General features: G+C 45.9%; 27 protein-coding genes and 3 riboswitches. Of the genes, 25 read left to right on the forward strand and 2 right to left on the reverse strand.

Annotated features, from left to right (window positions below; genetic code table 11):
- Positions 1 to 2: 2 nt before the first annotated feature.
- From xerD to AABI20_RS06530, 19 genes are all read left to right on the forward strand, one after another.
- Complete coding sequence (xerD, locus tag AABI20_RS06440; RefSeq protein WP_338347166.1) at positions 3 to 890, forward strand: site-specific tyrosine recombinase XerD; 888 nt, start codon at positions 3 to 5, stop codon at positions 888 to 890.
- Positions 891 to 912: 22 nt separating this feature from the next.
- Positions 913 to 1,290, forward strand: a complete 378-nt coding sequence (locus AABI20_RS06445) for a hypothetical protein (protein ID WP_047974528.1) — start codon at positions 913 to 915, stop codon at positions 1,288 to 1,290.
- The gene (locus AABI20_RS06450; RefSeq protein WP_338347167.1) at positions 1,244 to 2,032 is read left to right on the forward strand and encodes a segregation and condensation protein A; all 789 of its coding nucleotides are present in this window, start codon (positions 1,244 to 1,246) and stop codon (positions 2,030 to 2,032) included. The genes AABI20_RS06445 and AABI20_RS06450 overlap by 47 nt, the downstream gene beginning before the upstream one ends.
- Positions 2,016 to 2,741, forward strand: coding sequence for an SMC-Scp complex subunit ScpB (scpB, locus tag AABI20_RS06455; RefSeq protein WP_288846273.1), 726 nt, complete (start codon positions 2,016 to 2,018; stop codon positions 2,739 to 2,741). Before AABI20_RS06450 ends, scpB begins: the two co-directional genes overlap by 17 nt.
- Positions 2,734 to 3,483, forward strand: a complete 750-nt coding sequence (locus tag AABI20_RS06460) for a pseudouridine synthase (RefSeq protein WP_047974527.1) — start codon at positions 2,734 to 2,736, stop codon at positions 3,481 to 3,483. The genes scpB and AABI20_RS06460 overlap by 8 nt, the downstream gene beginning before the upstream one ends.
- Before the next feature lie 197 nt (positions 3,484 to 3,680).
- Positions 3,681 to 3,817: riboswitch (FMN riboswitch) on the forward strand.
- 76 nt (positions 3,818 to 3,893) lie between these two features.
- Positions 3,894 to 4,475, forward strand: a complete 582-nt coding sequence (locus AABI20_RS06465; RefSeq protein WP_047974526.1) for an ECF transporter S component — start codon at positions 3,894 to 3,896, stop codon at positions 4,473 to 4,475.
- 74 nt (positions 4,476 to 4,549) lie between these two features.
- Complete coding sequence (locus AABI20_RS06470; protein WP_047974525.1) at positions 4,550 to 5,104, forward strand: LysM peptidoglycan-binding domain-containing protein; 555 nt, start codon at positions 4,550 to 4,552, stop codon at positions 5,102 to 5,104.
- 18 nt (positions 5,105 to 5,122) lie between these two features.
- Entirely contained in the window at positions 5,123 to 5,800 is a 678-nt protein-coding gene (gene cmk / locus AABI20_RS06475; protein WP_047974524.1) for a (d)CMP kinase, read from the forward strand.
- A gap of 189 nt (positions 5,801 to 5,989) precedes the next feature.
- Positions 5,990 to 7,180: a 30S ribosomal protein S1 gene (gene rpsA / locus AABI20_RS06480; protein ID WP_047974523.1), complete on the forward strand. Its 1,191-nt coding sequence runs from the start codon at positions 5,990 to 5,992 to the stop codon at positions 7,178 to 7,180.
- 58 nt (positions 7,181 to 7,238) lie between these two features.
- Entirely contained in the window at positions 7,239 to 8,549 is a 1,311-nt protein-coding gene (gene der, locus AABI20_RS06485) for a ribosome biogenesis GTPase Der (RefSeq protein WP_288846271.1), read from the forward strand.
- 214 nt (positions 8,550 to 8,763) lie between these two features.
- A complete protein-coding gene (locus AABI20_RS06490; protein WP_047974521.1) occupies positions 8,764 to 9,039 on the forward strand; it encodes an HU family DNA-binding protein in 276 nt (91 codons plus the stop codon).
- A 353-nt stretch (positions 9,040 to 9,392) separates the two neighbouring features.
- Entirely contained in the window at positions 9,393 to 10,424 is a 1,032-nt protein-coding gene (locus AABI20_RS06495) for an alcohol dehydrogenase catalytic domain-containing protein (protein WP_288846269.1), read from the forward strand.
- Between the two features lie 56 nt (positions 10,425 to 10,480).
- Complete coding sequence (locus AABI20_RS06500; RefSeq protein ID WP_338345445.1) at positions 10,481 to 11,335, forward strand: alpha/beta hydrolase; 855 nt, start codon at positions 10,481 to 10,483, stop codon at positions 11,333 to 11,335.
- A 154-nt stretch (positions 11,336 to 11,489) separates the two neighbouring features.
- A complete protein-coding gene (locus tag AABI20_RS06505) occupies positions 11,490 to 12,794 on the forward strand; it encodes an MFS transporter (protein ID WP_338347169.1) in 1,305 nt (434 codons plus the stop codon).
- Positions 12,791 to 13,168: a MerR family transcriptional regulator gene (locus AABI20_RS06510; protein ID WP_288846265.1), complete on the forward strand. Its 378-nt coding sequence runs from the start codon at positions 12,791 to 12,793 to the stop codon at positions 13,166 to 13,168. The genes AABI20_RS06505 and AABI20_RS06510 overlap by 4 nt, the downstream gene beginning before the upstream one ends.
- Before the next feature lie 206 nt (positions 13,169 to 13,374).
- The gene (locus tag AABI20_RS06515; RefSeq protein WP_288846264.1) at positions 13,375 to 14,715 is read left to right on the forward strand and encodes an FAD-dependent oxidoreductase; all 1,341 of its coding nucleotides are present in this window, start codon (positions 13,375 to 13,377) and stop codon (positions 14,713 to 14,715) included.
- 109 nt (positions 14,716 to 14,824) lie between these two features.
- Positions 14,825 to 14,915, forward strand: a riboswitch (TPP riboswitch).
- Between the two features lie 83 nt (positions 14,916 to 14,998).
- Positions 14,999 to 15,556 (forward strand): ECF transporter S component, encoded by a 558-nt coding sequence (locus AABI20_RS06520; protein WP_288846262.1) that lies wholly within the window; start codon positions 14,999 to 15,001, stop codon positions 15,554 to 15,556.
- A gap of 12 nt (positions 15,557 to 15,568) precedes the next feature.
- On the forward strand, positions 15,569 to 16,978 hold the full coding sequence (locus tag AABI20_RS06525; RefSeq protein WP_338347171.1) for an ATP-binding cassette domain-containing protein: 1,410 nt from the start codon (positions 15,569 to 15,571) through the stop codon (positions 16,976 to 16,978).
- Positions 16,975 to 17,643 (forward strand): energy-coupling factor transporter transmembrane component T family protein, encoded by a 669-nt coding sequence (locus AABI20_RS06530; protein WP_338347174.1) that lies wholly within the window; start codon positions 16,975 to 16,977, stop codon positions 17,641 to 17,643. Before AABI20_RS06525 ends, AABI20_RS06530 begins: the two co-directional genes overlap by 4 nt.
- 67 nt (positions 17,644 to 17,710) lie before the next feature.
- Here AABI20_RS06530 and AABI20_RS06535 read toward each other — a convergent pair whose 3' ends face one another.
- The gene (locus AABI20_RS06535; RefSeq protein ID WP_338345448.1) at positions 17,711 to 18,583 is read right to left on the reverse strand and encodes a LysR family transcriptional regulator; all 873 of its coding nucleotides are present in this window, start codon (positions 18,581 to 18,583) and stop codon (positions 17,711 to 17,713) included.
- A 109-nt stretch (positions 18,584 to 18,692) separates the two neighbouring features.
- Here AABI20_RS06535 and AABI20_RS06540 point away from each other — a divergent pair, with 109 nt between their 5' ends.
- From AABI20_RS06540 to AABI20_RS06555, 4 genes are all read left to right on the forward strand, one after another.
- Positions 18,693 to 20,030 carry an amino acid permease gene (locus AABI20_RS06540; protein WP_288846258.1) on the forward strand — a complete coding sequence of 446 codons (1,338 nt, stop codon included), beginning with the start codon at positions 18,693 to 18,695 and terminating at the stop codon, positions 20,028 to 20,030.
- Between the two features lie 146 nt (positions 20,031 to 20,176).
- Positions 20,177 to 20,938, forward strand: coding sequence for a pyrroline-5-carboxylate reductase family protein (locus AABI20_RS06545; RefSeq protein ID WP_288846257.1), 762 nt, complete (start codon positions 20,177 to 20,179; stop codon positions 20,936 to 20,938).
- 100 nt (positions 20,939 to 21,038) lie between these two features.
- The gene (locus AABI20_RS06550; RefSeq protein WP_338345449.1) at positions 21,039 to 21,509 is read left to right on the forward strand and encodes a PH domain-containing protein; all 471 of its coding nucleotides are present in this window, start codon (positions 21,039 to 21,041) and stop codon (positions 21,507 to 21,509) included.
- On the forward strand, positions 21,499 to 23,079 hold the full coding sequence (locus AABI20_RS06555) for a PH domain-containing protein (protein ID WP_338345450.1): 1,581 nt from the start codon (positions 21,499 to 21,501) through the stop codon (positions 23,077 to 23,079). Before AABI20_RS06550 ends, AABI20_RS06555 begins: the two co-directional genes overlap by 11 nt.
- 198 nt (positions 23,080 to 23,277) lie before the next feature.
- Here the strand turns inward: AABI20_RS06555 and AABI20_RS06560 are convergent, their stop codons facing one another.
- Positions 23,278 to 23,736, reverse strand: a complete 459-nt coding sequence (locus tag AABI20_RS06560; protein ID WP_053068909.1) for a MarR family winged helix-turn-helix transcriptional regulator — start codon at positions 23,734 to 23,736, stop codon at positions 23,278 to 23,280.
- 132 nt (positions 23,737 to 23,868) lie between these two features.
- Positions 23,869 to 23,957: riboswitch (TPP riboswitch) on the forward strand.
- Positions 23,958 to 24,098: 141 nt separating this feature from the next.
- Here AABI20_RS06560 and AABI20_RS06565 point away from each other — a divergent pair.
- Both AABI20_RS06565 and thiD read left to right on the forward strand, forming a co-directional pair.
- Positions 24,099 to 24,755, forward strand: a complete 657-nt coding sequence (locus AABI20_RS06565) for a TenA family protein (protein WP_288846253.1) — start codon at positions 24,099 to 24,101, stop codon at positions 24,753 to 24,755.
- Complete coding sequence (thiD, locus tag AABI20_RS06570; RefSeq protein WP_288846252.1) at positions 24,752 to 25,567, forward strand: bifunctional hydroxymethylpyrimidine kinase/phosphomethylpyrimidine kinase; 816 nt, start codon at positions 24,752 to 24,754, stop codon at positions 25,565 to 25,567. The genes AABI20_RS06565 and thiD overlap by 4 nt, the downstream gene beginning before the upstream one ends.
- Positions 25,568 to 25,575 lie beyond the last annotated feature (8 nt).

Raw genomic sequence — 25,575 nt, forward strand, 5'->3', positions numbered from 1 at the left:
AAATGTTACCGGACGTGATGGAAGATTATTTGAATTACGTTCAGGTCGACCGTGGGCTCTCAAAAAACACGATTACCGCTTATCGTCAGGATTTAACCAACTTCTGTGCTTTTTTAAAGAAAAATCAGAAGACTTGGCGCCAGGTTGATCACCAAGTTGTCCTGGCGTTTTTAAATCAGTTGCGCTTAGAAAAGAGAGCGAACACCTCGGTGGCACGAATGGTTACCTCATTGCGCAAATGCTTTTCTTACTTGAAAAATGAGGGCTTGATTGAACACGACCCGATGCTGAATATTAAGCCCCCTAAGAAGGCGGAACACTTGCCGGCCGTTTTGTCGGTGGTAGAGGTTGATTTGTTGTTAGAAACACCTGATGTCTCTACCCCTTTGGGTCTGAGAACACGGGCATTACTTGAAGTGCTGTATGCCACGGGCTTGCGTGTTTCGGAATTGATTAATCTCAAGCTTGATGACCTACATTTGGACTTAGGGCTGATTCAAACCCTGGGAAAAGGTGACAAGGAACGAATTGTGCCGATTGGCGAAGTGGCGGTTGACTGGATTAACCGGTATTTACAAAGCGCTCGTCCAGCCTTGGTGAAAGGGCAGAGGACAGTGACGCTCTTTGTTAATGATCACGGCCGGTCGTTATCCCGACAAGGTGTTTGGCAATTGATCAAAAAATTAGTGGCTCAGGCTGGCATTAAAAAAGATGTCTCGCCGCATACGCTTCGCCACTCTTTTGCCACCCACATTCTGGAAAATGGGGCAGACCTGCGGATTGTCCAGGAGTTATTGGGTCACGCCGATATTTCAACCACGCAAATCTATACGCATATTTCAAAAAAGCGGTTGAGCCAGGTATATGACCAATTTCATCCGCGTGCCTGAGTATTTTGTAAAGGAGTCAGCCATGTTAATTTCGACAAGACCAGACGATGAAAAGACGGTCATGGGCCTCTTTTCTCTTTTGCCAGAATATAAGAACTTAGACCATATGAAGTTGGTCTTAAATTTATACCAGCAACCCGAGATGGAACTCTTCTTTTGGCAACCCGATCAGCAAGATTCAATCAACGGTTTGCTTGGTTTTGAGCGTTATAAGGACAATGTCCTAGTTGTTCGTCACCTGATTTTGACACCGGGTGCCCCGAAGAAGGCCACTCATGCGCAAATGCTGACGGATTTGCAGGAACTGAATCCTGATTATACGGTGATGGGCACCTTAAGCACCCAAACTTATATTGATAAGTGGAGAAAGCATTATTCAAAACCCAAGTCTCACAATTAAGATTACTGACTTCGAGGGCCCGCTCGATTTGCTTTTGCATCTGATTCGAAAGCACGAGATGGATATTTTTCAATTGCCGATTGCTGAAGTGACGAAACAATATTTGAATTTCATTCATGACCAACAGGCGATGCAATTGGACGTGGCGGCGGAGTACTTAGTGATGGCTGCCAAGTTAATTCATCTCAAATCGACGGATTTGTTACCCAAACCACCGATTGAGGATGATTTTGAAGATAACTTTGAAGAACTTGATCCAAAAGAGGAGCTGATTGCCCGGTTGTTGGTTTACCAACGTTTTCAACAGGCAACCAGCTTCTTTGATGAACGGCAAGAGGCCGGCATGCATTCCTTTGTTCGTCCGGCGATTGAAGATGAAAAGGCAAAAATTGATCAGCCGGTAACACTTGCGCCCGGTCTGACAATGGTTGATTTGCAGTTGGCTTTTGATAGCGTGATTGCTCGGCAACGAGACTTGGCCCCAAAGGTGCGCCAAGTTGAATCGGATTCGTATACGATTGGGGATGGCATTGTTTCCATTCGTCAGAAATTACAAGCCTTGCCGAAAGAAAAATCTTTGCCTTTTACGGCCCTTTTTGATGATGTTTTTGCACCTGACCGGTTAGTAATGACCTTTTTGGGGTTGCTTGAAATCACTAAGGCTGGCGAAGTGACGCTGTGGCAGGCAGCCTTGACAGATGAAATTTTAATTAAAGCGGTGGATCATGGATCAGAAAATTAGTCAAATTGAAGCGTTATTGTTTGTTGCTGGTGAGGATGGTTTATCAGTCCCGGAATTAGCGAAGGTAACAGGCTTTGATAAGGGAGCGTTACCCACTTTGCTTGATGAACTGGCAACCCATCTGATCCAAATCGATTCACCATTGATGCTGCGGACCTCTGATGGGCGCTATGTCATGGTTACTCGTCCTGAATTTGGTAAATTAGTTTCTGCCTATTTCGACTTACCAGTTAATACCAAGTTGACCCAGGCGCAACTTGAAACCTTGGTGATTGTTGCCTACCAGCAGCCAATTACCCGTGTTGAAATTGATCAGATTCGTGGTGTTCGTTCGGCTGGAACAATTCAAAAGCTGCTGTTGCACCAGTTAATCGAATCGGTTGGCCGGAAAGAAGAAATTGGTCGGCCGATTTTGTACGGCACGACTGCTGATTTTCTGGACTACTTCGGTTTGGAATCACTAGCTGATTTGCCGGAATTACCAGATATTAATGATGTCACCCTTGATGAAGAAGGGCAGGCTGAGGTGGCGCTCTTTGACCAAATTGATGATCAGGGGGATACTATTCTTGAAAGCCCAACTGATGAGGGCCAATTGTCGCTGATGGCAGAAGGCAGAACAGCCACGCAAGAAGAACACGATACGACAATGGATACACCAACTGATGAACAGGCGGTTGCAGCAAAAAAGGAGGGCGAAAATGCCTGAAGAAAGTCAACGACTACAAAAGGTGATTGCTCAGGCGGGAATTGCTTCCCGACGGGCCGCCGAAACCATGATTTTAGAAGGCCGAGTGGAGGTTAATGGTCAAATCGTGAGCCAATTGGGTACGAAAGTGACCCGCCAAGATGAAGTGAAGGTCGATGGTGTGCCAATTGATGGACAGGAGAAGCATGTTTATTACTTGCTAAATAAGCCCCGTGGCGTTGTGACTACTAGCCATGACGATAAGGGCCGGCAAACGGTCTTAGATATTTTAGATGATGTGACTGCCCGGGTTTATCCGGTTGGTCGGTTGGATTACGATACGACCGGTGCGCTCTTGCTTACCAATGATGGTGATTTGGCCAACCAGTTGATGCATCCTAAGGGTCGGGTTGATAAGGTCTACACGGCCAAGGTCAAGGGATTGGCAACCATGGAACAATTGGCACCGTTAAAGCGAGGAATTGTCCTGAAAGGCAAGAAGACGGCTCCTGCCAAGGTTGCCATTGAAAAGGCTGATAAGGATAAGAAGGTTTCCTTCGTCACGATTACAATTCACGAAGGTCGTAACCACCAAGTCAAGGATATGTTGGCCGCCGTTGGCCTGCCGGTTGAAAAGTTGCGCCGTGACCGCTACGCTTTCTTGGACTTGATTGGTTTACAGCCAGGCGAATTCCGTGACTTAAAACATGATGAAGTCAAGCGCTTGAAGGCTGGTGATTACCGGTTCTTGCGCCGCAAGTAAGAAAAATTTGCTGAAAAATTAGTTATGGCGTAACCCCTGAAAATAAAATTCGTTTTTTGAAGTTTTCGACAGACACCGATTTGTATTGATAATATCAAGCTCTTAGCCCATGTTAAGGGCTTTTTATGACGGTAAAAATGTCTTTTTTCTTGGCAAGTTTTCTGCGTTGTGCTATACTACTCTTGTTTCAAATATAAATAAAACTTCGGGGTCGGGTGAAAGTCCCAACCGGCGGTGAAGCAGCAATAGCTGACAAGCCCGCGACCTGCCGAAAGGCAGCTGATCTGGTTTAAATCCAGAGCCGACCGTACAGTCGGGTATAAAGAAGTTTAAAGTACAGTCTATTTTTTGCTGGCCTTTATTTTACCCCGGGTGAAGTAGGGCCTTTTTTAGGCCCAAAGGAGTAGAAAATGACAAGAAACACTACTAAGAAACTCACCCTGGTTGCCGTTTTCAGTGCAATTTCCTTTGCATTGATGATTTTTCCACAAATTGCGATCATTCCTGGCGCATCATTTTTGAAAATTGATTTTTCAATTGTGCCCGCTTTCCTAGCCTTTTCCTGGTTAGGGTTAGGTTCAGCCGTTTGGGTGCTAGTTATTCGGACGCTGTTGAAACTGATTTTGTTTAACGAAGGCGCCAATACCTATATTGGAATGCCGGTTAACTTTGTGATTGCTTTGACATTCTTGTTGGTTTTGGCAGTCATGGTCAAAGTTGAAGTTCGCTGGCCAAAGTGGTTATGGCAGTCTGTTAGTGCGATTGTTGCCGCTGTTGCCATGACCGTGATGGCGTACCTTGTCAACATTGTTTGGGCCATTCCACTCTATGCCCGCTTTGCAAACTTCGATATTGCTAAGTTTATTGGCATCAAAGTTTACTTGTGGGGGATGGTTGTCCCATTCAATCTTTTGGAAGGTTTGATTTGGTTTATCGTTTCTGTGATGGTTGTTGCAATCTTGGCACCCTTTAAGAAAAGCTTTCGTTCTTAAGAAAAGGTTATCATTTTTAAGCAACCTTCCGTGTTAGACTTGACTTAAGAACGAACTCATAGGAGGTCTTGAAAATGAACGACCAAACAGCACCAACATTATCGCGCCGGCAACGTTTTGATCGCCAGCATGAAAATCAGGAGCATCCTAAAAAAGAACCACGGCCAAAAAGCCACGGCGGACTCGTCGTGCTTTTGGTTTTGCTGTCGTTAGTCTTATTAGCGTCGGCGCCTGTTTATGGATTGGTGAAAAATTCACCAAAAATGGTGAAGACAACATCTAGTTCTAATAGTTCCAAAAAAACTAGCCAGTCGGCAACGTCTTCTGCTAGTTCACAATCGTCTGATGCAACCAGCGCTGCTCAGTCTTCAACTAGTCAATCAGCTACATCAGCTAGTCAATCGGAGTCTGCTGCGCAGTCAAGTCAAAGCCAGGCAGCCCAGTCAAGTGATGACCAAGCAGCAGCTTCTGCGGCGGCTGCCAATACAGCGACCTTGGGTGCTAACCAAACGCTCTATAACTTTGCGGTAACTCATGGTACAACCACTGACCAGATTTATGCTTTGAATCCTGGTGTTACTGCTCAAAACTATTCAAAGTTTGCTGGACAAGCTTTGAGAATTAAGTAAGAGGAAATTTTAATCCCTATGACTCAACCTGCTCATTTTCAAGTTGCAATTGATGGACCAGCATCAGCTGGAAAATCAACGATTGCTAAAATTTTAGCGACCGATTTAAAGTATGTTTACGTTGACACTGGTGCGATGTATCGCGCCATTACCTTGGCGGCCAAACAGGCGGGACTTGCATACGAAGATGAGGCGGGGATTGTTGCCTTGCTACCAAAAATTGAAATTGCTTTTTTACCGGGCGAACCACTGCAACATGTTTTGTTGAATGGGCAAGAAGTAACGGAAGAAATTCGTTCAACTGAAATTACGAACAACGTTTCTTTGGTTTCTTCCTATCAGGCGGTTCGAGCTAATTTAGTTGACCGTCAGCGCGCTTTGACTGATCAGCAACCAGTAATCATGGATGGCCGTGATATTGGCACAACCGTTTTGCCAGATGCTCAAGTGAAAATTTTCTTGGTGGCTTCAGTCGATGAACGCGCTGAGCGTCGTTTCAAGGAAAATCAGGCCAAAGGGATGAACCCTGATTTTGAAACCCTGAAAAAGGAAATTGAGGAGCGGGATTATAAGGATTCCCATCGTTCCATTTCACCGCTGACAAAGGCCGAAGATGCGCTAACGGTCGACACTACTGGCCAAAGTATTGACCAGGTCGTGGCCACAATCAAGCAAATTATCAAAGATCACCAGTAAGGTGGTCTTTTTATTTTAGAAAAATCTGTTAAAATAGAAAGCAATAGGGAAAACGGTTCGTGTTTTTACGAAACATTTAGACGAAGTAGTTGGTCTAGTCCTAATTTTTTTAAAATTAGACTAGGAAAATCAGCTACTCTCTGATAAAATACCCTTATAAGTGTAAATTGTAGGAGGACGTTTGACGTCATGAGTGATACTAACAGCGAATTATTAGCAGCTCTGGAAAGTGCTGACCAAATTAAGGTAGGGGACGTCGTAACTGGCGAAGTGCTAGCAATCGACAACGATAACCAAGCAGTTATCGGTCTTCACACCGGAGAAGAAGGAGTTGTGCCAGCGCGTGAGTACTCTGACGATCGTAGCGTCAACTTGGCCGACGATTTGAAGGTCGGTGACACCATCGAAACTGTTGTTGTTTCGAACGTAACGAGTGACAAGGAAGGCGTTGCCTACTTGTTGTCAAAGAAGCGATTGGAAGCCCGTAAGGCTTGGGAATCATTGTCATTTAACGAAGGTGATGTTGTTGATGCGAAGGTTATCAACGCCGTTCGTGGTGGTTTGATTGTTGATGTTGCTGGTATCCGTGGTTTCGTACCTGCATCAATGGTTGCAGAACGCTTTGTTTCAGACTTGAACCAATTCAAGGGACAAGACATCAAGGCAGAAGTAATCGAAATCGACCCAGCTAAGGCTCGTTTGATTTTGTCACGTAAGGCTGTTGCAGCCCAAGAACGTGCCGAAAAGTTGGCTGAAGCATTCAGCCGTTTGACTGTTGGCGAAGTTGTTGAAGGAACTGTTGCTCGTTTGACTGACTTCGGTGCTTTCGTTGACTTGGGCGGCGTGGACGGATTGGTTCACGTTTCTGAAATCTCACATGACCGTGTTAAGAACCCATCAGATGTTTTGTCAAAGGGTGAAAAGGTTAACGTTAAGATTTTGGCCTTGGACACTGATCGTGGACGTATCTCACTTTCAATCAAGGCAACCCAGCCAGGTCCTTGGGATGAAGTTGCAGAAAAGGCCCCAGCTGGTACTGTTCTGGAAGGAACAGTTAAGCGCGTAAAGGACTTTGGTGCATTCGTTGAAATCTTCCCTGGTATTGAAGGATTGGTTCACGTTTCACAAATTTCACACAAGCGTGTTGAAAACCCAGCCGACGTTTTGAAGTCTGGTGACAAGGTAAAGGTTCAAGTGTTGGATGTTAAGCCAGCCGAAGAACGTATCTCATTGTCAATGAAGGCTTTGGAAGAAAAGCCAGCCAACCAACGTGAAGACCGCGATGACAATCGTGGCGCTTCACGTGCTGACATGGCAGCCTTCCAACAAGACGATGAAGGTGCCGCTACTTTGGGCGACATCTTCGGCGACAAGTTGTAAGATTTAAAAATGGAAAGGCTGGTTATCCAGTCTTTTTTTATTGGAAAGGAGCGGGAATATGGCAGCACCGATTGTAGCCGTAGTGGGTCGTCCAAATGTTGGAAAGTCCACGCTATTTAACCGCATTGTTGGCGATCGAATCGCCATTGTCGAGGATATGCCAGGGGTTACTCGTGACCGTTTGTACGCACGGGCAGAATGGCTAAATTATGACTTCCGGATGATTGATACCGGAGGGTTGGAAATGGGAAATGCCCCATTTTTAACGGAAATTCGTGCCCAGGTTGAATTAGCCATTGATGAAGCTGACGTCATTTTGATGGTTGTTTCTGGTCGAGAAGGCCTGACAGCCGATGACCAAGCCGTGGCTAATTTGCTTTATGGTACTGATAAGCCAGTTGTTTTGGCGGTCAATAAGGTCGATAATCCTGAAATGCGGGCAGATATTTATGACTTCTATTCATTAGGAATGGGCGACCCTTATCCCGTATCTGGATCACACGGAATTGGTTTGGGTAATGTTTTGGATGAAATCGTCAAGCATTTCCCAGATGAAGCCGCAGAACAAGACGATGACGCCGTTCGGTTCTCGATTATTGGGCGCCCAAACGTCGGAAAATCATCAATCGTTAACGCCATCCTGGGCGAAGATCGGATGATTGTCTCAAATATTGAAGGCACGACCCGTGATGCGATTGACACGCGTTTTATTACCTCTGAGGGTGATGAATTTGTGATGGTTGATACGGCCGGAATTCGTAAGCGTGGTAAGGTTTACGAAAATACGGAACGTTATTCGGTCATGCGGGCCATGAAGGCCATTGATGAATCACAAGTGGTCTTGATGGTTTTGGATGCTGAAACCGGTATTCGTGAGCAAGATAAGCACGTTGCGGGGTATGCGCATGAGGCCGGGAAGGCCTTGGTGATTGTTGTCAATAAGTGGGATGCCATCGAAAAAGACACGCATACCATGACTGATTTTGAAAACTTGATTCGCGACGAATTTAAGTTTTTGGACTATGCACCAATTGTCTTTGTTTCAGCGAAGACTGGTCAGCGCTTAGACCGCCTGCCTGATTTAATTTTGGCCGTAAATGACAACCATCAGAAGCGGGTTTCATCATCAACATTGAATGATGTCTTGATGGATGCTTTGGCTACTAATCCGGCACCATCTGATAACGGTCGCCGTTTGCGTGTTTATTACGCCACTCAAGTGGCAATCGAACCACCAACGATTGTTGTCTTTGTCAACGACGTTGAACTGATGCATTTTTCATACCAGCGTTTCCTAGAGAACCAAATTCGAGCCGCGTTTGACTTCTCTGGAACGCCGATCAAGCTGATTATTCGTCAGCGAAAGTAACATTTTATCGTTGAAAGTTTCAGTACTGTCAGGATTCACTTGCAAATGTGCGGAAAACCGCAATTACCGCATGAAATTGGGCTTTATGCCTACACATTTTAATTTACATGTGCTATCCTATCTTTATGGAAGTTGCCACGGTAGCGTTCCCAAGCTGCTAACGATTGTCACGTTAGCGGATATTCTAAATTAATTATTAGCGAGGAGAAAAGGAATGGCAAACAAGCAAGAATTGATCGATTCAGTCGCAATGAAGACTGGCTTAACAAAGAAGGACGCAGACAAGGCAGTTGCCGCTGTCTTGTCATCAATTGAAGACGCTTTGAAGAAGGGCGAAAAGGTTCAATTGATTGGTTTTGGTAACTTTGAAGTTCGTGAACGTGCAGCTCGTAAGGGTCGTAACCCACAAACTAAGGAAGAAATCCAAATTCCTGCATCAAAGGTTCCTGCATTCAAGCCTGGTAAGGCATTGAAGGACGCCGTTAAGTAAGCGAACCTTTTCATATTTAAGCACACTCAGCTGAGTGTGCTTTTTTGTTTGCGCTTGATGGTTGGCTGTGGCAGGAATGAGGACTGGGTAGTTGAAAAAATCAAAATTTGACACGTTTGCCATCGCAGGGTAGACAATTTTACTTTTTATTGCTATAAAATAGAAAAGCGTTCTTGACTTAGAGTCGACTCCAGGGCATAAGATAGTGTTGTTAGTGACAGATAAATGCATCAAGGGATGATGAACAATGATTACAGCATCCATTGTTTTGTCAAAATGAATTTATCCATACTACGTCTAATTTTACTTTTAAAACAGACAAGTTCATAATCAGCAAAAAGGAGTATTAAAACATGAAAGCAGCGATTTTTGTAAAACCAGGGCAAGTTGAGATGCAAGAGGTTGATAAGCCAACAATTCAGGGACCGAAGGATGCCGTCATCAAGACAGTTCGGGCATCAGTTTGTGGTTCTGACCTTTGGTTCTACCGGGGTATTTCCAAGCGTGATGGTGGCAGCCAGGTTGGCCATGAAGCCATCGGAATCGTTGAAGAGGTCGGTAGTGAAGTTTCCAACGTTCAGCCGGGTGATTTTGTTATTGCACCGTTTACTCATGGTTGTGGTCACTGTCAGGCCTGCTTAGCAGGGTTTGATGGTGATTGCCTCGATCCTGATAAAGGTGGCTCAACCGGTTATCAGGCGGAATACATCGGCTTTAAGAATGCCGATTGGGCGCTGGTTAAGATTCCAAGTCAGCCAGCAAACTACAGCGATGACCAGTTGAAATCCTTGATGACCTTGTCGGATGTGATGGCAACCGGTTACCACGCTGCGGCTACTGCTGAAGTCAAAGAGGGGGATACGGCGGTTGTCATGGGCGATGGCGCTGTGGGCCTCTCAGGGGTGATTGCAGCCAAGCTGCGTGGTGCCAAGCGGATTATTTTGATGTCGCGCCACGAAGACCGACAAGAGCTGGGTAAGGCGTTTGGTGCTACCGATATTGTGGCCGATCGTGACCAAGCTGGGATTGACCAGGTGATGGCGCTAACGGGTGCCGGTGCGGATGCTATTCTTGAATGTGTTGGTTCAGAGCAGGCTGTGGCAACTGCGGTTCAACTTGGCCGTCCAGGTGCCGTCGTTGGCCGTGTGGGGATTCCTCAAGACCCAATGATGAATACGAATAACCTATTCTGGAAGAATATCGGCTTGCGCGGAGGAATTGCCGCGGTTACCACCTATGACCGTGAATTGTTATTGCAGGCGGTCCTTGATGGCAAAATCAATCCTGGTCAGGTTTTTACCAAGCAATTTGCGCTGAAAGATATTCAACAGGCTTATGAAGCCATGGATCAGCGCGAAGCGATTAAGTCTCTGATTGTTTTTTAGATTTTAAATCGCCGACATAAAGCCCCTGGCCAATCGGTTAGCCGTAAAGGAGTAAGATGAAAAAGAATAAAAAAATGATAGCGATTGCGGGTGCCTCAACGGCCATTCTTGTGCTACTAGCAGTTGGGCTAACCGTTTGGCTAACCCAACCAGCCAAGCCGATTTCCAATACGAAGCCAACCGAAGCAACGGTTTTCTTCCATGGTTATGGCTCTTCCCGGAATGCCGAGCAGACGATGAGTCGGTATTTAATCCAGCAAGGGTATTCAAACCGCAGAATTAATGCGACGGTTGGCAAAAGCGGCCAGGTTAGTTTTAGTGGTACCGTGAAGAAGGGGGACCAGAACCCACTGATTCTGGTGCAATTTAACGATAATCGAAATACTAACTTTACTAAGACAAATCAGTGGGTCACGAAGATTATGGAAGATTTGCATAATCAGGGGATTCAGTCTGTGAACCTGATTGGCCATTCAATGGGAAATTTGGCCATCGCTTTTTACTTGAAAAATCATGTGCAGCAAAGCGATCAATTGCCAGTTGTGAAGCGACAGATTGCGATTGCTGGTCCCTTTAACTTTTTGAAGGATAGTCCAAGGCCAAAATCAAATTTGAACTTAGCAGATCCTGCCAGCCAGTCTGAAACTGATTTTAAAAAGGTCGCATTAGCTGGTTTGGAGCAATATTACGAGAATAATCAGACCAAAGTGTTGAATATCTATGGCAATAGCATGGGTAAGGAGGAGTCAGACTCGACCATCACGAATAACGCGTCGAAGTCACTGAAGTACTTTGTCCGTAAGCCAAGTACCTATCAGGAGAAGTTATTTACTGGTAAAAATGCGCAACATTCAAAGCTGCATGAAAATCAGGATGTCAACAAGGTCCTCAAGCAGTTCTTAACGGAATAGCAGCACAGTTGATGCGAAAAAACAGTCTTTTAAAAAGGCTGTTTTTTTCTTGTTCTTTTTCTTGACTTGAAGTTCACTCCAAGGTGTTTAATGGTCATTGATTACAAAATACAATGTTTGGTTTTGAAAAGAAATCAAGCTAAAGGAGACAAAAATGACAAAACAACGATTTGGGATGGTCTTGCCGATCACCTTACTCGCTTACTTTTTAATTTTGATGGATAATTCCATTATTTTTACCAGTGCAACTGAGATTGGCCAAAGCTTAAACCTTTCTTCTTCCACCTTGTCGTGGGTTTCCAATGCCTATACATTAACCTTTGGTGGTTTTTTACTATTATCGAGCAGGCTTTCGGATTTGCTCGGGCGTAAACGGATTTTCTTAATTGGACTCACAATTTTTGGACTCAGTTCATTATTGATTGGTTTGTCGAGCAACGTTGCCGTCGTGATTGCACTGCGGGCAATCCAGGGGCTTGGTTCTTCGATTATTGCGCCGACCACCTTGGCCTTGATGATGGATAATTACCAAGGGCAAATGCGCGAACGAGCAATCGCTTACTATGGTGTTACAGCCGGGCTTGGTGCCAGCCTGGGGCTGTTAATTGGCGGTGGCCTCACAACATTATTTTCTTGGGAAGCTGGTTTTTTGATTAACGTGCCATTAACGGCGTTGTTGTTCTATTTGACAATTCGTTTTGTTCCGCATAAAGCGGGATTAAAGACAAACATCGATTATATTGGTGCTATTCTGTCGGTCATTGGGTTAGCAGCCTTAATCGATGGCTTAACGAGTAACCGGTGGCTACTGATTTTATTGGCCGTTATTGTTTTAGCCTGTTTTATCGGCTTTGAAAGCCGGCAAAAACAACCAATGTTGCTTTTGGCTTTGTTTCATAACCGAGTTCGTGCAGGTGCCTACGTGGCCCGCATGCTCTTTATGATGGCGATGCTCCCGTATTGGTTCTTTTTGCCCCAGGTCTGGCAGGCGAGTTACCATTTAACGGCGTTACAATCCGGGCTAGCCTTTCTCCCCTTAACATTAGTCCAATGTGTGGTATCGTTGTCTCTAGGAAGGCTGATTGCTCATTTTGGCAATCAGTTGATCTTGCTAGTCGGGGAGGGATTACTATTCTTTGGCTTGCTGTGGACGGCCGTGTCGGCGGTTTCTTTGGGCTATTTGTTGGCTTTTGCCTTGCCAATGGTGGTGGTTGGCATTGGGCAGGGCCTGGTCCTGGCGCCAGTGACATCAGCCGGTCTGTATAAAGCGCCTGACGAACTGGCTGGTATTGCCTCTGGTTTGACGAATACGGCCCATCAAATTGGTGGTCCAATCGGTCTTTCTTTGATTGTGGCAACGGCGGGGAACTACCATGGCCAAGTAGCAACAATGGCTTTCTTTACGGGAATGGCTTTTGTGGTTGTGGCCGTTTTTGTTGTACGAAAGGTGCAAAAATGAATATTAAAGAAGCTGCGAAGGCGACAGGATTGTCAAATGATACGATTCGCTATTATGAACGAATTGGGGTCATCATGCCGGTGCCACGCAAGGAAAATCAGTTGCGCGATTTCACCGAGCGCAACATTAATCAATTGAGATTTGCCAAAACGATGCGCCACGCGGGCGTTTCCATCGAACGATTGCGTGAATATATTGGCATGGTGCTGGAGGATGATGACCGGACAATTCCTGCGCGTAAAGCTTTATTGCTAGAGCAAGCAGAAGAGATGCGGGAACGAATTAATCAAATCCGAGCCGCCCACGATCATTTACTGTATAAAATTGATCATTACGAAAGCCACATGCGCCAGGTAGAGAATCGTTTAGAATAGAACGCTGAAATTGTTTGATAACTGGTAAAGATGGCTAATTTGGGGCTAAAATCCGAATTTTATATAAATTAGAACGACTTTATCTGTCCCTTTGTTTTATTTGATACTTTCTTGAAAACTGTTGGATAAGTAATTGACAGAACACTGTTTTATTGGTAAAATTTAATTACAATTTTCACATAGCTATATATTAGGAGGCACTTTTAATGAAAGTTGCAGTAATTGGTTCAACGCACGCCGGCGTGTTTGCCGCTAAGCAGATCAAGGCAGACCACCCAGACGCTGAGGTACACGTGTTTGAAAAGAATCAAACAGTTTCTTTTTTGTCATGTGGAATCGCCCTTTGGATTGGTGACAATGTTTCATCAACTGACAAGATGTTTTACGAAACACCAGATTCAATGGCAAAGCAGGGCATTTCAATGCACATGCAAACGCTTGTTGAAGCTGCAGACTTGGAAGCAAAGACTTTGAACATCAAGGACTTGGTTTCTGGTGCCCAATCAGAAGAAACTTTCGATAAGATTGTCATTACTACTGGTTCACGTGCCATTAAGCCTCGCATCCCCGGTATCGATTCTGACAAGGTCTTTGACTCAAAGACTTGGGACAACGCCAACGCCTTGAAAGAAGTAACTGAAAAGGTTAAGCGCGTAATCGTTATTGGTGCTGGTTATATCGGTGCCGAATTGGCAGAACAATTGTCAGTCAACGATAAGGAAGTGACTTTGATTGATGGTTTGGACCGCGTGTTGGCCAACAACACAGCGCCTGAATTCTCATCTGTTTTTCAAAAGGCCTATGAAGACCATGGCGTTAAGTTAGCGCTTGGTCAGATGGTTTCAGGATTTGAAGACACTGCTGATGGTATCAAGGTTACTACTGATAAGGGTACTTACGAAGCTGACATTGCCATCTTGGGTATCGGTTTCTTGCCAAACACTGCGATGTTCCGTGACCAAGTTGATATGTTGCCAAACGGCGCCATCAAGGTTAACAAGTTCATGGAAACTTCTGTTACGGATGTCTTTGCTGCCGGTGATTCAGCAACCGTTTTCTACAACCCAACACAAAAGGATGACTATATTCCATTGGCAACCAATGCTGTTCGTCAAGGAATCTTGGTTGGTAAGAACATTGCAGAACCAACGATGGCTTACCAAGGTACACAAGCAACATCAGCTGTTGAATTATACGAAATGGCTTACGCTGCAACTGGTTTGACTGTTCAATCAGCAGCTCGTAAGGGTGTTGAAGCAGATTCTGTGACAATTTCAGAAGACTATCGTCCTGATTTCATGTTGTCAACAACGCCTGTTAAGGCTTCATTGACTTGGGAAAAGGGTACTCGCCGCATTGTTGGTGCTGCCTTCTTGTCAAAGCATGACATTTCACAAGCTGCCAACGTGGTTTCATTGGCAATCGAAAACGGCATGACAATTGATCAATTGTCAATGACGGACTTCTTCTTCCAGCCCAACTTCGGTCAACCAGTCAACTATGTTTCATCAGTTGCGATGGCTGCCGTTGCTAAGGCAAACAAGTAAAAATCAGCTTTATTTAAGTACTCGGACATGACGTTCGAGTACTTTTTTATTTGAAGGCTCTTGCATAAAGGTCAGAGACAGTGTAAGCTAATAAAGTAGTAAATTTGAATATAGCGATCTGGGGTACCATTTTGGTTGAGAATTAAACCCATTGAACCTGTTAGGCTAAGACCGACGAAGGAAGATCCACACAAGTTTTTTTATGACCACCCGTGTTGGACTCTGCCCAGGCGAGTGGTTTTTTTAATGCCTTTATGTTCCTCTGGACGCAAAGGAGAGAATAATGAAACAAAAGTGGACGCTACAAAACGTGATTTTGCTGGCTTTGATTGGGATTATCTTCTCGGTCATTTACTGGATCATGGATCCGGTTTACCAAATCGTTAACAGTGGCTTGGCCGTGATTGGATTGCAAGCCTTTACGAATGAAATCACGCTTGGTGTATGGATGATGGCCGGACCATTGGCTTCTTACATTTTAAAGAAGGTCGGTGCAGGTTTTATCGGGGAAATGCTCGGGGCTGCCGGTGAAATGTTCTTAGGTGGTTCTTATGGTGTTGGAACACTCTTGTCTGGCTTTATCCAAGGAATTGGTTCTGAGCTTGGTTTCGCCTTGACCGGTTATAAGAACTGGTTTGCTGGTCTTTGGTTGTCAACCTTGACTGGAACAGTCGTCACCTTTGGTTGGGACCTCTTTAAATCAGGTTACATCCACTACAAGCTGAGCTTGTTAGTTGCTTTGTTCATCGTTCGTTACCTATCAATCTTCTTCTTCTCAGGTGTCTTGGTACACTTGATTGCCAAGTTGTTGGATCGATCAAAGTTGTTGTCCCACGAATAAGGAGGACAAAAAATGGCAATAACTGCCAGAAACCTCACGGTGGCTTATCGTGATCAAGCCATTATTGATGATTTAAATTTAACGCTTGAAAAAAAGACCCTAACCCTGTTAATGGGGCCTTCCGGGTCAGGAAAATCAACTCTGTTAAAGGCCTTAGCGGGTCTTTACCCCCAATATGGCGGTCAGGTCAGTGGTGAAATCGAAATTGACCAAGCGGCGATTGCTACACTAAAGGCGAATGAAAGGGCCAAGCGAGTGGCTTTGCTCTTTCAAAATCCCGATGATCAGTTTGCCATGCCGACGGTGCGAGAAGAATTTATTTTTGCACTGGAAAACCTTGAATTGGGCAAGGATGAAATTGATCAAAAGACGGCTTGGGCATTGGAAAAGGTTGGTCTGACTGATTTTATCGACCGGTCCTTTGTGACTTTGTCCGGTGGGGAAATGCAAAAGGTTGCTTTGGCGGAAGTGTTGGCCCTGGGGGCCGACTACCTATTGTTGGATGAACCGTTTGCTGCCGTTGATAGCCAATCGCGAAAAGACCTCCAGGTGTTGCTCCAACAGCTGAGTCAGGAGGGCTACGGCATTTTTGTTTCAGATCATGATCCGGCTGGGTACTTCGACAAAATCAGCCAGTTTTATCAGTTGAAAGAGAAGTCCTTGGTATCGGTTCCTGAAAATGACTGGGGTCAATATGATTATCAAAAGCAGACGGTGGTGTTAAAACCAGTCGCGGAAAGCGACCAAGCACAAGATACTGCCTATCGTTTTGATAACCTGCGGATCCAAAACGGGGAGCGGTTGGTCTTAGACCAGGATATCCTGCAAATCTTTGCCGCAGGGATTACCTTACTGACCGGTCCAAATGGGGTCGGTAAGTCTTCCGTTCTGAAAACGCTGGCACGATTGCACCGTTATGAGGGTTCTTTGACCTATCAGGACCAAGAAGTTCATGCCTGGAAACCACGTCTCTACTTTGGCCAGGTTGGTCTGCTGTTCCAGTCAGCCTCCGACCAGTTCTTAAACATCACGGTTGACGAAGAGCTGGACCAGGTGATGGCCAAGAGCCACCATGCTGATTTTTGGACGAAAGAGGTTTTGGACCAGTGGTTGTCTGACATGCATCTAACAGGTTTGGGTGACCGGTCGGTCTACACGCTCTCGGGTGGCCAGCAGAAGAAATTGCAACTGCTGTTGATGCTGATTATGGCACCACAAGTGCTGTTCTTAGATGAACCGCTGGCGGGCTTGGATGAGCAGTCAGTAGCAGTCGTTTTGAACCTGATTCAAATCTGCCAACAGTCGCTTGGATTGACCATTTTGGTTGTTTCTCACCAAACAAGGGACCTGGTCAACATTGTTGATCGCCACTTGCGCTATGAACAAACGGCGATGGCCTACCAAGAGGAGGTACTCGTATGATGAACGCCACACAACGCATGGTTTTGGCTTTGGCGATTTCTTTGGAAATTTCCTTGACCAAATCAGTAACGCTGAACGTTGTCCTCTTTTCGGTTGCCTTTTTGCTATTGCTGATCCGGCGCCAGCCCCTCAAGAAAATCTGTCTCTACGTGGTCATCGCTATCATTCCGGTTTTGGGTTCGTTCTGGTCCTTTTACCTGTATGGTGAGGGAACAGCGGCAGAAAACCTGCATTTTGGTTTGGTGATGGGAAGTCGAGTCCTTGTCTTTATCTTTATTGGTGCCTGGCTGACGATGGGGATGACGCCGTACGTCCTCTTGGCCTCACTACGCCAAAATCTGAAGATGTCGGCAACCTTTACCTATGGGATTTTGGGCGCACTAAACTTTATGCCCCGGTTTAAACAGGCTTTCTCGTCGATTCAAGCGGCGGGGATGATGCGTGGTGAAGTGTTACGGTGGTGGCAGCCAACGCTGTATTTCAAGGCTTTGGTTCATGCTATTAAGTGGTCGAAGAACCTAGCCATGGCGATGACTTCGCATGGTTTTCAAGAAGGTGCCTCACGGTCGGCCTACCGGGCCTACCCAATGGCAAAATCAGGCGGGGTATTAATTGTTTTGATTTTGATTGCCCTGCAAGTAATCTTGTTCGTTTCTCATTACTAACGAGAAACGCAACAAGCTGATATTAAAAAACGACAAATTCGTTATCTTGACGAATTTGCCGTTTTTTTTAGCCTTTTTTCAAGTAGGAAAGGATTTCTTTTTGCATGGCCTTCACAAAAGGGTCCTTAGCTGAGGAGGGGTTAATCACTAGTCCCAGGTGGCGGTAATAGGGGTGTTCGAAAGGATAAGCCTCGATTTCACCCGAGAGTCTTGATAGTGCCAAATCTGGGAGGATTCCCCAACCCAAGCCGGCTTCGACCATGGCCAGAATGGACTGGTCATCAATCGAATAGTTGATGGCTTGGGGTTTGACTTGGAGTTCGTCTAGGGCAGCCTTGGTATCGGAATCATAATCGGACCGTTGCAAGATAAAGTGGCGGTCTTCTAAGTCATCTTGACTGATTGAAACACCATTTTTCGGAGTGAAATCAGCCGGGGTAATGCACTTGATTTCATCATCGATGAGAGGCAGCGCATCCAAACGGCTAATGGTTGGCAAAGCCGAGAAGCCAAGGTCAATTTTTCCCAGTGATAAGGCTTGTTCGATTTCAGCGAAGGAGCCTTGGGTCAATGTGATTTCAACCTGGGGATATTTTTTAGAAAAGCGCCGGATAATGGTTGGCAGCCAGGCAATACAGACCGATGAAATGGCGCCAATTCTGATTTGCCCGCCTTGCAATCCTTGAATTTTCGCAGCGGCTGAAAGCAGTTGCCGTTCCTCGTTGAGTAGGCGTTCTACCATCGGTAAGAGGATTTGGCCGTTGCGGGTAACCTGCATCTCGGACCGGTTGCGAATTAAAAGGGGGATGCCCAACTGCGCTTCGAGGTGCGAAATGGCGTGGGAAACAGCCGAAGGGGTGATGTTTAAGTCATCGGCAGCTTTGCGAAAGGACCCGCGATCGGCGACTGTTGCAAAAATTTGGTAAGTAAAAGTTTTCATGATGGTTTCCTTGATGAATTTTTCTAAACTTAAATTGAAAAAGTTTAGTTTTACTTGTTATAGCACCAAGTATAGACTATTAGGGTAAGATTGCAAAGGAGTATTGTTCATGAATAATGACCAAACGGGCTTCGCCCGCACGCTGTCTCACCGCCACGTGGCCATGATTGCCCTGGGTGGGACGATTGGAACCGGGCTTTTCTTGGGAGCCGGTTCTTCGATTCATAAGGCCGGACCAGCCATTTTGCTGGTTTACATTATCACGGGGTTGTTTGTCTTCGCGATGATGCGTGCCTTGGGTGAATTATTAGTATCAGATGATTCAAAACCAGTGTTTATTGATTTTATGACCCAGTACTTGGGGGAACGAGCCGGCTTCGTCTTAGGCTGGACCTACTGGATTGGTTGGGTCGTGATTGCCATGACCGAACTAACGGCGATTGGAACATACATGCACTATTGGTTCCCTGATTGGCCGGTATGGCCATGGGAATTAGCCTTTCTCATCGTGTTGTACTTTGTTAATACGATTGCGGTTAAGATCTTCGGGGAAACGGAGTTCTGGTTTGCCATGATTAAGATTGTCGCCATTGTGGCGATGATTATTACCGGGCTGATTTTGGCTTTGGGCCATGTCAAAACGTCGATGGGTGTGACTCGATTTTCGACGCTGTGGTCACATGGATTAGTGGCAAACCACGGTAATGGCTTGTTGTCGACCTTCCAGATGGCCTTCTTCGCTTTTTTGGGTGTTGAATTCGTCGGCATTACCGCAGCCGAAACGAAGGATCCGTTAGAAACGATTCCGCGGGCCGTTAATTCGATTGTGATTCGAATTCTGATTTTTTATATTGGTGCCTTATCGGCGATCATGATTATCCAACCATGGACCAATTATCAGGCTGGCGAATCCCCATTCGTTCAGGTGTTCTCTGGTATTGGGATTCAATCGGCAGCTGCCGTGATTAATTTCGTTGTTTTGACGGCAGCGGCTTCCGCTATTAACTCGGCCTTCTTCACGACCGGCCGGATGTTGTATTCATTGGTTGGCGAAAAGTCTCGCTTTAAGAAGTTAAATAAGAATGCCATCCCCCAATCCGCCATCAACCTGTCAACGTTGATTGTTGGTCTTGCCGTGGTGGTCAACTACTTATTCCCAACGGATGCCTTTACCTTGATTTCATCAATGGCCTCAGCCGCTTTCTTACTAATCTATATGGCCTTGATGGTAACGCACTTGCGCTTCCGCAAGGCGACGAAGGGGCAAAAGAGCCATGGCTTCCAATTGCCACTGGCACCCTTTAGTAACTACTTGACGATCTCCTTTTTGGCTTTGATTTTCGTCATTCTGTTGGTCACACCAGCAACGACGGTCACAACTCTGTTAGCCGCGCTGTGGATGGTGCTCTTGACCGTGATTGCTTCTTTTAAATTTAAGAAGAATTAAGCTGAATCCTCAAAATCAGTTTGTGCCTCGTCCTTGTGTCAACAGGGACGGGGCATTTTTGATTGGCTAGAGCCAATTGATTTGTCAGAAGGCGGGGTTAGAACTGTGATAAAATGGGGGCAAGCGTGATTAAAGGAGTAGGATTTATGAAAATTGCAGTTGTCGGTCTTGGACACATGGGAACAGCCCTTGTTCAAGGACTAAAATTAGGTGGACACACGGTTTTGGGGTACTCATCAAATGCCAAAAAGGCAGAGGCGCTGCAAATTCCAGCAGTGACCACTTACGAGGACCTGGTGCAGACAGATTTTGATGTGATGATGTTGACGGTGCCAGCCAAGCTGGTAACGACAGTGTTAGCCAAGATTGTTGCAGCTGGTCTTTCTGAAAAGGTTATTGTCCTTTCTGCTGCTGCCAGCGTGGAAAATGCTGATCTACGGGCGGCAGCCCCCAAAAACCCGGTTACGACCTTTATTCCAAATATTCCGGTTGCGGTTCAGGCCGGGACGATTGCCTTGGCAGTCGATGAATCCGTGGCTGGCCAAAACGATCAGGTGGTCCATGATGTCTTGGAATCATTGGGGGATGTCTTGGTTGTGAAGGAAGACCAATTAGCCATTGCCGGGACCATCGGTGGTTGCTCACCAGCCTTTATCGACGTGTTGATGGATGCTATGGAAGACGCGGCCGTTGCCAAGGGCATGGACCGAAAGCAAGCGGGCCAGATGGTGGCCTCGGTGGTTGCCGGGACGGCACAATTGGCACAACAGTCTGATTTGTCCGCTGGTGATTTGAAGGGCCAGATTACATCACCTGGGGGTACAACGATTAAGGGCGTCTTAACCTTGGACCAGCACGGCTTCCGTGGGGCAGTGCATGCCGCTATCTTAGCAGCAGCCGGCGATTAAGATTAAAAGTTCAGACTTTTTAAATGAGTGAACGATAACTTGGGACCAAGAAGCCAAACTACTTCTTAGCCCCATTTTTTTATGAGAGAGGGAGAGAACGATGCAAGCATTACCAGCAACGATTAAAAAGGTCTGGTACATCATGGAAGTCATTGGTGCCATTGTGATTTTAGCCATTTACTTCGCTGGGAACTGGGCGCTACAATATTTTTTGAAGTTTTATCTACCTATTTGGGCACTCTGGGGGCTCTTTTTGGCCATTGTGCTCTGGTTTATTATTGGAATTTTATTGGTCCGTTACCGTTATGCTTTTTACCACTTTATGGTGAACGAAACGGATGTTGAAATCAAAAAGGGCTTCTTCTTCCGGACTCATACTGCGATTCCAATTGCCCGGGTGCAGAACGTCGATTTGGACCAGGGACCGATTCTACGGTTGTTTAAATTACAACAGGTGCATATTTTGACGGGTGGATCTGGTCATGAAATTGAAGCCTTAACGGAGGCCGAAGCTGAACAATTTAAGAACAAGGTCATGACGTTGGCTAGGGAGGCTCGCGATGAATGCTAAGCACTTACATCCCCTTGCTTTTATTTTGAATTTTTACGAACAATTAAAAAATATGGTGGCTTTCGGCTTGGCCATATTGTTCTTTTTCCATTTTACTTGGTGGGAATGGGCCTTGCTTTTTTTAGCACTGTTGATTTGGTCCGTTTTAAGTTTCTGGATGAAGACCTATGAACTCACGGAAAGTGCACTGATTTATCGGTCGGGCGTTTTGGAACGGCAAGTTCGCCATTTGCCTTACCACAAAATTCAAAATATCCACCGGAAGCAATGGTTTTTCCTACAACCATTTCATTTGGAGGAGATTGCCGTTGATTCTGGAGGGAAGGGAGCCAAGAAAAATCAGATTTCCCTCTCCGTTGTACCAACCTGGGTTGCGCTTGTTCTTGAGCAAAAGCGACAGGATGAAACGACTAGTCTGCCTACCTTGATTGAACGCGCAAAAGTTCAGGCGCAAAATGAAGGACCAGCGACACAGGAACAAGATGAGTTAGTGGACAAGAAAGACCCGCAGGGGCAGCCGTTTGATGTTGAGAGTGACCCGAAAACCGCCACTCGAACAAGCTCGTTGCGGTCCAATGGTCCTAGCAGACTTTCTGCTGATTCCTATCGGGCTTCTGCTCTGTCTTTGATTATCTACGCCGTGACGATGCCGGAAGTCATCTTTCAATTTTTTATATTTTTGGGTTGGTTCGTTCACTTAGACCAGCAAAAGGTAGTCAGTCGTTGGCTTGAGCAGGAATTTACCAATCATGTTCTGGGATTGGGCACACTGGTGATTGTCTTGCTGGTGGTTCTGTTTGTCTTAATCGTGATTGCTTTTAACGTTTTGCGAACGGTGATCTTGTATTTTGGCTTTGAAGTTCACCATGATGCCGGTCATTTAACGATTGCTCGGGGACTTTTCAAACGACAAACGATGCATCTGTCGATTAACCGGATGCAAACGGTTGAGGTCCGCCAAAATATTTTTCGGCAGGCACTGGGCTTGGCGACCGTCAAGACGCGGTTAATTACCGACGAAAATGGCGAAGACAAGGTTTCTAAAAACGTACCCACCTTGATTCCAATGGTAAAATCAGGAGCTGTTGACCACTACTTGTCACAGTGGTTGCCTAATTTTCCAAGCAAGCCAATCAAAAAGACCAGTAGCTCAACCTACCAGATTTTGACAATGATCCGTAACGGGCTTTTTTGGACCTTACCCCTCGCCGCCGTCCTGATTTATGTTTTCCAACGGTTGCCGCTCGTTGTTTTACTGGTTTTGCTTGTGTTGTCCTTCGTTGTCGGTGCTGGCTGGTATAAGGGGAAGGCGACAACCGCCCAAGTGGTTAACGGCCAGGTTCTTGTTTTAAAAACGGCGAAGAACTACGAAACCATCACCACCTATATTGCCTGGGATAAGATTCAATCGTTGTCCATTAAGCAGAGTTGGTGGCTAGCTCGTCGTAATCAGCGAGCCCACCTTGCCGTGGTGGTCCGAACTGATGCCAGTACGAAGGTTTTGACTGCTCGTTACTTGCCAATGGAGGAGGTCAAAGCCATCTTTGATTGGTACCAATTACTTGGCTAACAAGCACATTCGTTGCTGAAATCAGTGTATAAAAAGTGCTTTGAAACATCATACTTGCTTGCAAGCGGCTGAGCTACGGGTATTTACTTGTGTGAAAAGAAAACGCAGCGCTGATTTTTGGGCCAAAGAAAAAAGAGTCGAGGATACAATTATGTATGCTCGGCTCTTTTCAATTTGTGATGTGATGCTTCGGCAATCTTAGAAGTGGTGGGTTTTGACGACTGCTTGAGCCTGGTCAATACTTTCTGGCAAGGAGGCATCAAATTGGCTCCAGAGGTCTTGGTCAAATTGATTGACGATGTCTAAGGCCTGTTGTAATTTTTCCTCACCAGCTTGGGTTAATGAGAGAGCTTTTGAGCGCGGATTCTTCTTGCCAGGATAGCGGTCCAAAAGATCTTCACGGCTCAGTTTGGTGATAATGGCCGAAGCCGTCATGGCATCGACATCCGCTGCCTTAGCCACCATAATTTGAGTAATCTCGGTATTTTGTAAACTCAGGCCATGAACAGTGGCCAAAATTTGGAATTGGGGGTGGGTTAAGTCAAGCTCGCGGAGACGGTATTTCATTTGGCGGAACCAGTCAGTATACAAGTTGAAAAATTTCTGATTGGTCGAATCCATGTAGCGAGAAAGGGAAGCGGTTTTGACAGGGCTCATGGGAACCTCCTTAGTGTTAGAATTAATCTGTAAGTATACTTATAATATAACTGATTTCACAGCGTGTGGCAAGCGCTCACTGAGAAGTTTTTTCACACGGGTTCTAATTTCCGTGCTATACTGCTTGTGTGATAAATAAAGTTGGGGTGCCCTGAGCTGAGAATATACCCATTGAACCTGATGCCGCTAGCACGGTCGCAGGAAACTTCGAAAAGCGGATTTAAATCCTAAAGACATTGTCCATGTTCGGTAATCGTCAGTAGGCCATAAGTCCTCAGCTCAGGCTGAGGGCTTTTTATTTTGTCTAAATGGCGACTAACCCCATAGTCTGCCAAAATAAAGTTGATGATTGAGGAGAAAAAATGACGAAGATGCTGCCGTTTTCCGACTGCTTTATGCAAGTGATGGAGGAACACAAGGCTGATTTTTATGCCAATCCCTTTATCCAAGCAATGATTGCTGGGGAAGTTAATCCTGAGGCGCTGCTCTACTACGTACAACAAGATTACCGTTACCTGGGTCACTATTTGCCACTGTATGAACAGGTTTGCCAGACATTAACCGGACAAACAATTGATGCCGAAGTGGCCGATGATGACCGGGAATACGCCGCGCACAAGATATTACTGGATTTGGCTCAAACCGATGATAAGAGCATCCAGGAAGGCAAGTATCCAAATGCAACGGTTACGGACCAGTACGTTAACCACATGGCTAAATCAGTTCAAAAGGATTCGTTTATCGGCTTGGTTGCCTTGGCTGCCTGCCCTTACGACTATGCCTACTTAGCTGATTTGTTGATTCGGGATGGTCTCATTAAGCCAGACAACCCATTTATGCCATGGGTGGGGTACTACCGGGGGATTGATAAGGGTTTGACGCGACCAATGTTGGCTTTAGTCAATCAGACGGCCGAACAAGTGAGTCCTGAAGTGCAAGAGGAAGCCTTAGCTGCTTTTATCCAATCAACAAAGTATGAAAATCAATTCTTCCTGCAGGGAATGGAGGCAACAAAATGATTGATCCCAACCAATATCCGACAGCATTGACCATTGCTGGTTCTGATTCCGGTGGTGGTGCGGGTATGCAGGCCGATATCAAGACCATGCAGGCCTGCAAGACCTACTCAACGGTCATAGTGGCCGGGTTAACCGCACAAAACACACTGGGTGTGCAGGGTGCTTATCCAACTGATTTGGCCGTGATTGACCAACAATTTGCCTCGGTGATGGCTGACTTTGATGTTCGTGCAGCAAAAACAGGGGCACTCTTCGATGAAGCCCGTGTTCTTCAGGTGGCGAAAAACATTCGTCACTACCGACAAAAGAACTTCGTGGTCGATCCCGTGATGGTTGCCAAGGGCGGAGCGGCCTTGCTTGACCAAGCTGGCATTGCGGCCTTGAAGAACCATTTGCTGCCACTTGCTACGCTGGTAACACCAAACCTTCCCGAAGCCGAACTCTTAGCCGATATGAAAATTAGTAACCGTGACGGCATGGTTACCGCCGGTCAAAAAATTCAGGCCCTAGGGGTTCCAAACGTTATCGTCAAGGGTGGCCATGGTGAAGGCCCAATCATTTATGATTATGTTTTGCTGGAGAACGAAGAAGGATTCTGGCTTGAAGGACAAAAGGTTGAAACGTCAAGCAAGCACGGGACGGGGGACACCCTCTCGGCTGCGATTACGTCCTTTTTGGCCCAAGGTGATTCTCTGCGAGAAGCAATCGAAAAGGGCCATCGCTATATGAATGCCATTATCGGGCATCCGCTAGTTATCGGTCATGGTCACGGTCCTTTGAATCATGGTCAATGGTCGAATCCAGAAGATTAAGAGGGAAA

The sequence above is a fragment of the Fructobacillus cardui genome (assembly GCF_963580785.1).
GTDB classification, from domain to species: domain Bacteria; phylum Bacillota; class Bacilli; order Lactobacillales; family Lactobacillaceae; genus Fructobacillus; species Fructobacillus cardui.

Bases quoted from the DNA above. Each gene is read 5' to 3' on its own strand.
- xerD (WP_338347166.1), top strand. From the start codon at position 3: ATGTTACCGGACGTGATGGAAGATTATTTGAATTACGTTCAGGTCGAC.
- AABI20_RS06445 (WP_047974528.1), top strand. From the start codon at position 913: ATGTTAATTTCGACAAGACCAGACGATGAAAAGACGGTCATGGGCCTC.
- scpB (WP_288846273.1), top strand. From the start codon at position 2,016: ATGGATCAGAAAATTAGTCAAATTGAAGCGTTATTGTTTGTTGCTGGT.
- AABI20_RS06460 (WP_047974527.1), top strand. From the start codon at position 2,734: ATGCCTGAAGAAAGTCAACGACTACAAAAGGTGATTGCTCAGGCGGGA.
- AABI20_RS06465 (WP_047974526.1), top strand. From the start codon at position 3,894: ATGACAAGAAACACTACTAAGAAACTCACCCTGGTTGCCGTTTTCAGT.
- AABI20_RS06470 (WP_047974525.1), top strand. From the start codon at position 4,550: ATGAACGACCAAACAGCACCAACATTATCGCGCCGGCAACGTTTTGAT.
- cmk (WP_047974524.1), top strand. From the start codon at position 5,123: ATGACTCAACCTGCTCATTTTCAAGTTGCAATTGATGGACCAGCATCA.
- rpsA (WP_047974523.1), top strand. From the start codon at position 5,990: ATGAGTGATACTAACAGCGAATTATTAGCAGCTCTGGAAAGTGCTGAC.
- der (WP_288846271.1), top strand. From the start codon at position 7,239: ATGGCAGCACCGATTGTAGCCGTAGTGGGTCGTCCAAATGTTGGAAAG.
- AABI20_RS06490 (WP_047974521.1), top strand. From the start codon at position 8,764: ATGGCAAACAAGCAAGAATTGATCGATTCAGTCGCAATGAAGACTGGC.
- AABI20_RS06495 (WP_288846269.1), top strand. From the start codon at position 9,393: ATGAAAGCAGCGATTTTTGTAAAACCAGGGCAAGTTGAGATGCAAGAG.
- AABI20_RS06500 (WP_338345445.1), top strand. From the start codon at position 10,481: ATGAAAAAGAATAAAAAAATGATAGCGATTGCGGGTGCCTCAACGGCC.
- AABI20_RS06505 (WP_338347169.1), top strand. From the start codon at position 11,490: ATGACAAAACAACGATTTGGGATGGTCTTGCCGATCACCTTACTCGCT.
- AABI20_RS06510 (WP_288846265.1), top strand. From the start codon at position 12,791: ATGAATATTAAAGAAGCTGCGAAGGCGACAGGATTGTCAAATGATACG.
- AABI20_RS06515 (WP_288846264.1), top strand. From the start codon at position 13,375: ATGAAAGTTGCAGTAATTGGTTCAACGCACGCCGGCGTGTTTGCCGCT.
- AABI20_RS06520 (WP_288846262.1), top strand. From the start codon at position 14,999: ATGAAACAAAAGTGGACGCTACAAAACGTGATTTTGCTGGCTTTGATT.
- AABI20_RS06525 (WP_338347171.1), top strand. From the start codon at position 15,569: ATGGCAATAACTGCCAGAAACCTCACGGTGGCTTATCGTGATCAAGCC.
- AABI20_RS06530 (WP_338347174.1), top strand. From the start codon at position 16,975: ATGATGAACGCCACACAACGCATGGTTTTGGCTTTGGCGATTTCTTTG.
- AABI20_RS06535 (WP_338345448.1), bottom strand. From the start codon at position 18,583: ATGAAAACTTTTACTTACCAAATTTTTGCAACAGTCGCCGATCGCGGG.
- AABI20_RS06540 (WP_288846258.1), top strand. From the start codon at position 18,693: ATGAATAATGACCAAACGGGCTTCGCCCGCACGCTGTCTCACCGCCAC.
- AABI20_RS06545 (WP_288846257.1), top strand. From the start codon at position 20,177: ATGAAAATTGCAGTTGTCGGTCTTGGACACATGGGAACAGCCCTTGTT.
- AABI20_RS06550 (WP_338345449.1), top strand. From the start codon at position 21,039: ATGCAAGCATTACCAGCAACGATTAAAAAGGTCTGGTACATCATGGAA.
- AABI20_RS06555 (WP_338345450.1), top strand. From the start codon at position 21,499: ATGAATGCTAAGCACTTACATCCCCTTGCTTTTATTTTGAATTTTTAC.
- AABI20_RS06560 (WP_053068909.1), bottom strand. From the start codon at position 23,736: ATGAGCCCTGTCAAAACCGCTTCCCTTTCTCGCTACATGGATTCGACC.
- AABI20_RS06565 (WP_288846253.1), top strand. From the start codon at position 24,099: ATGACGAAGATGCTGCCGTTTTCCGACTGCTTTATGCAAGTGATGGAG.
- thiD (WP_288846252.1), top strand. From the start codon at position 24,752: ATGATTGATCCCAACCAATATCCGACAGCATTGACCATTGCTGGTTCT.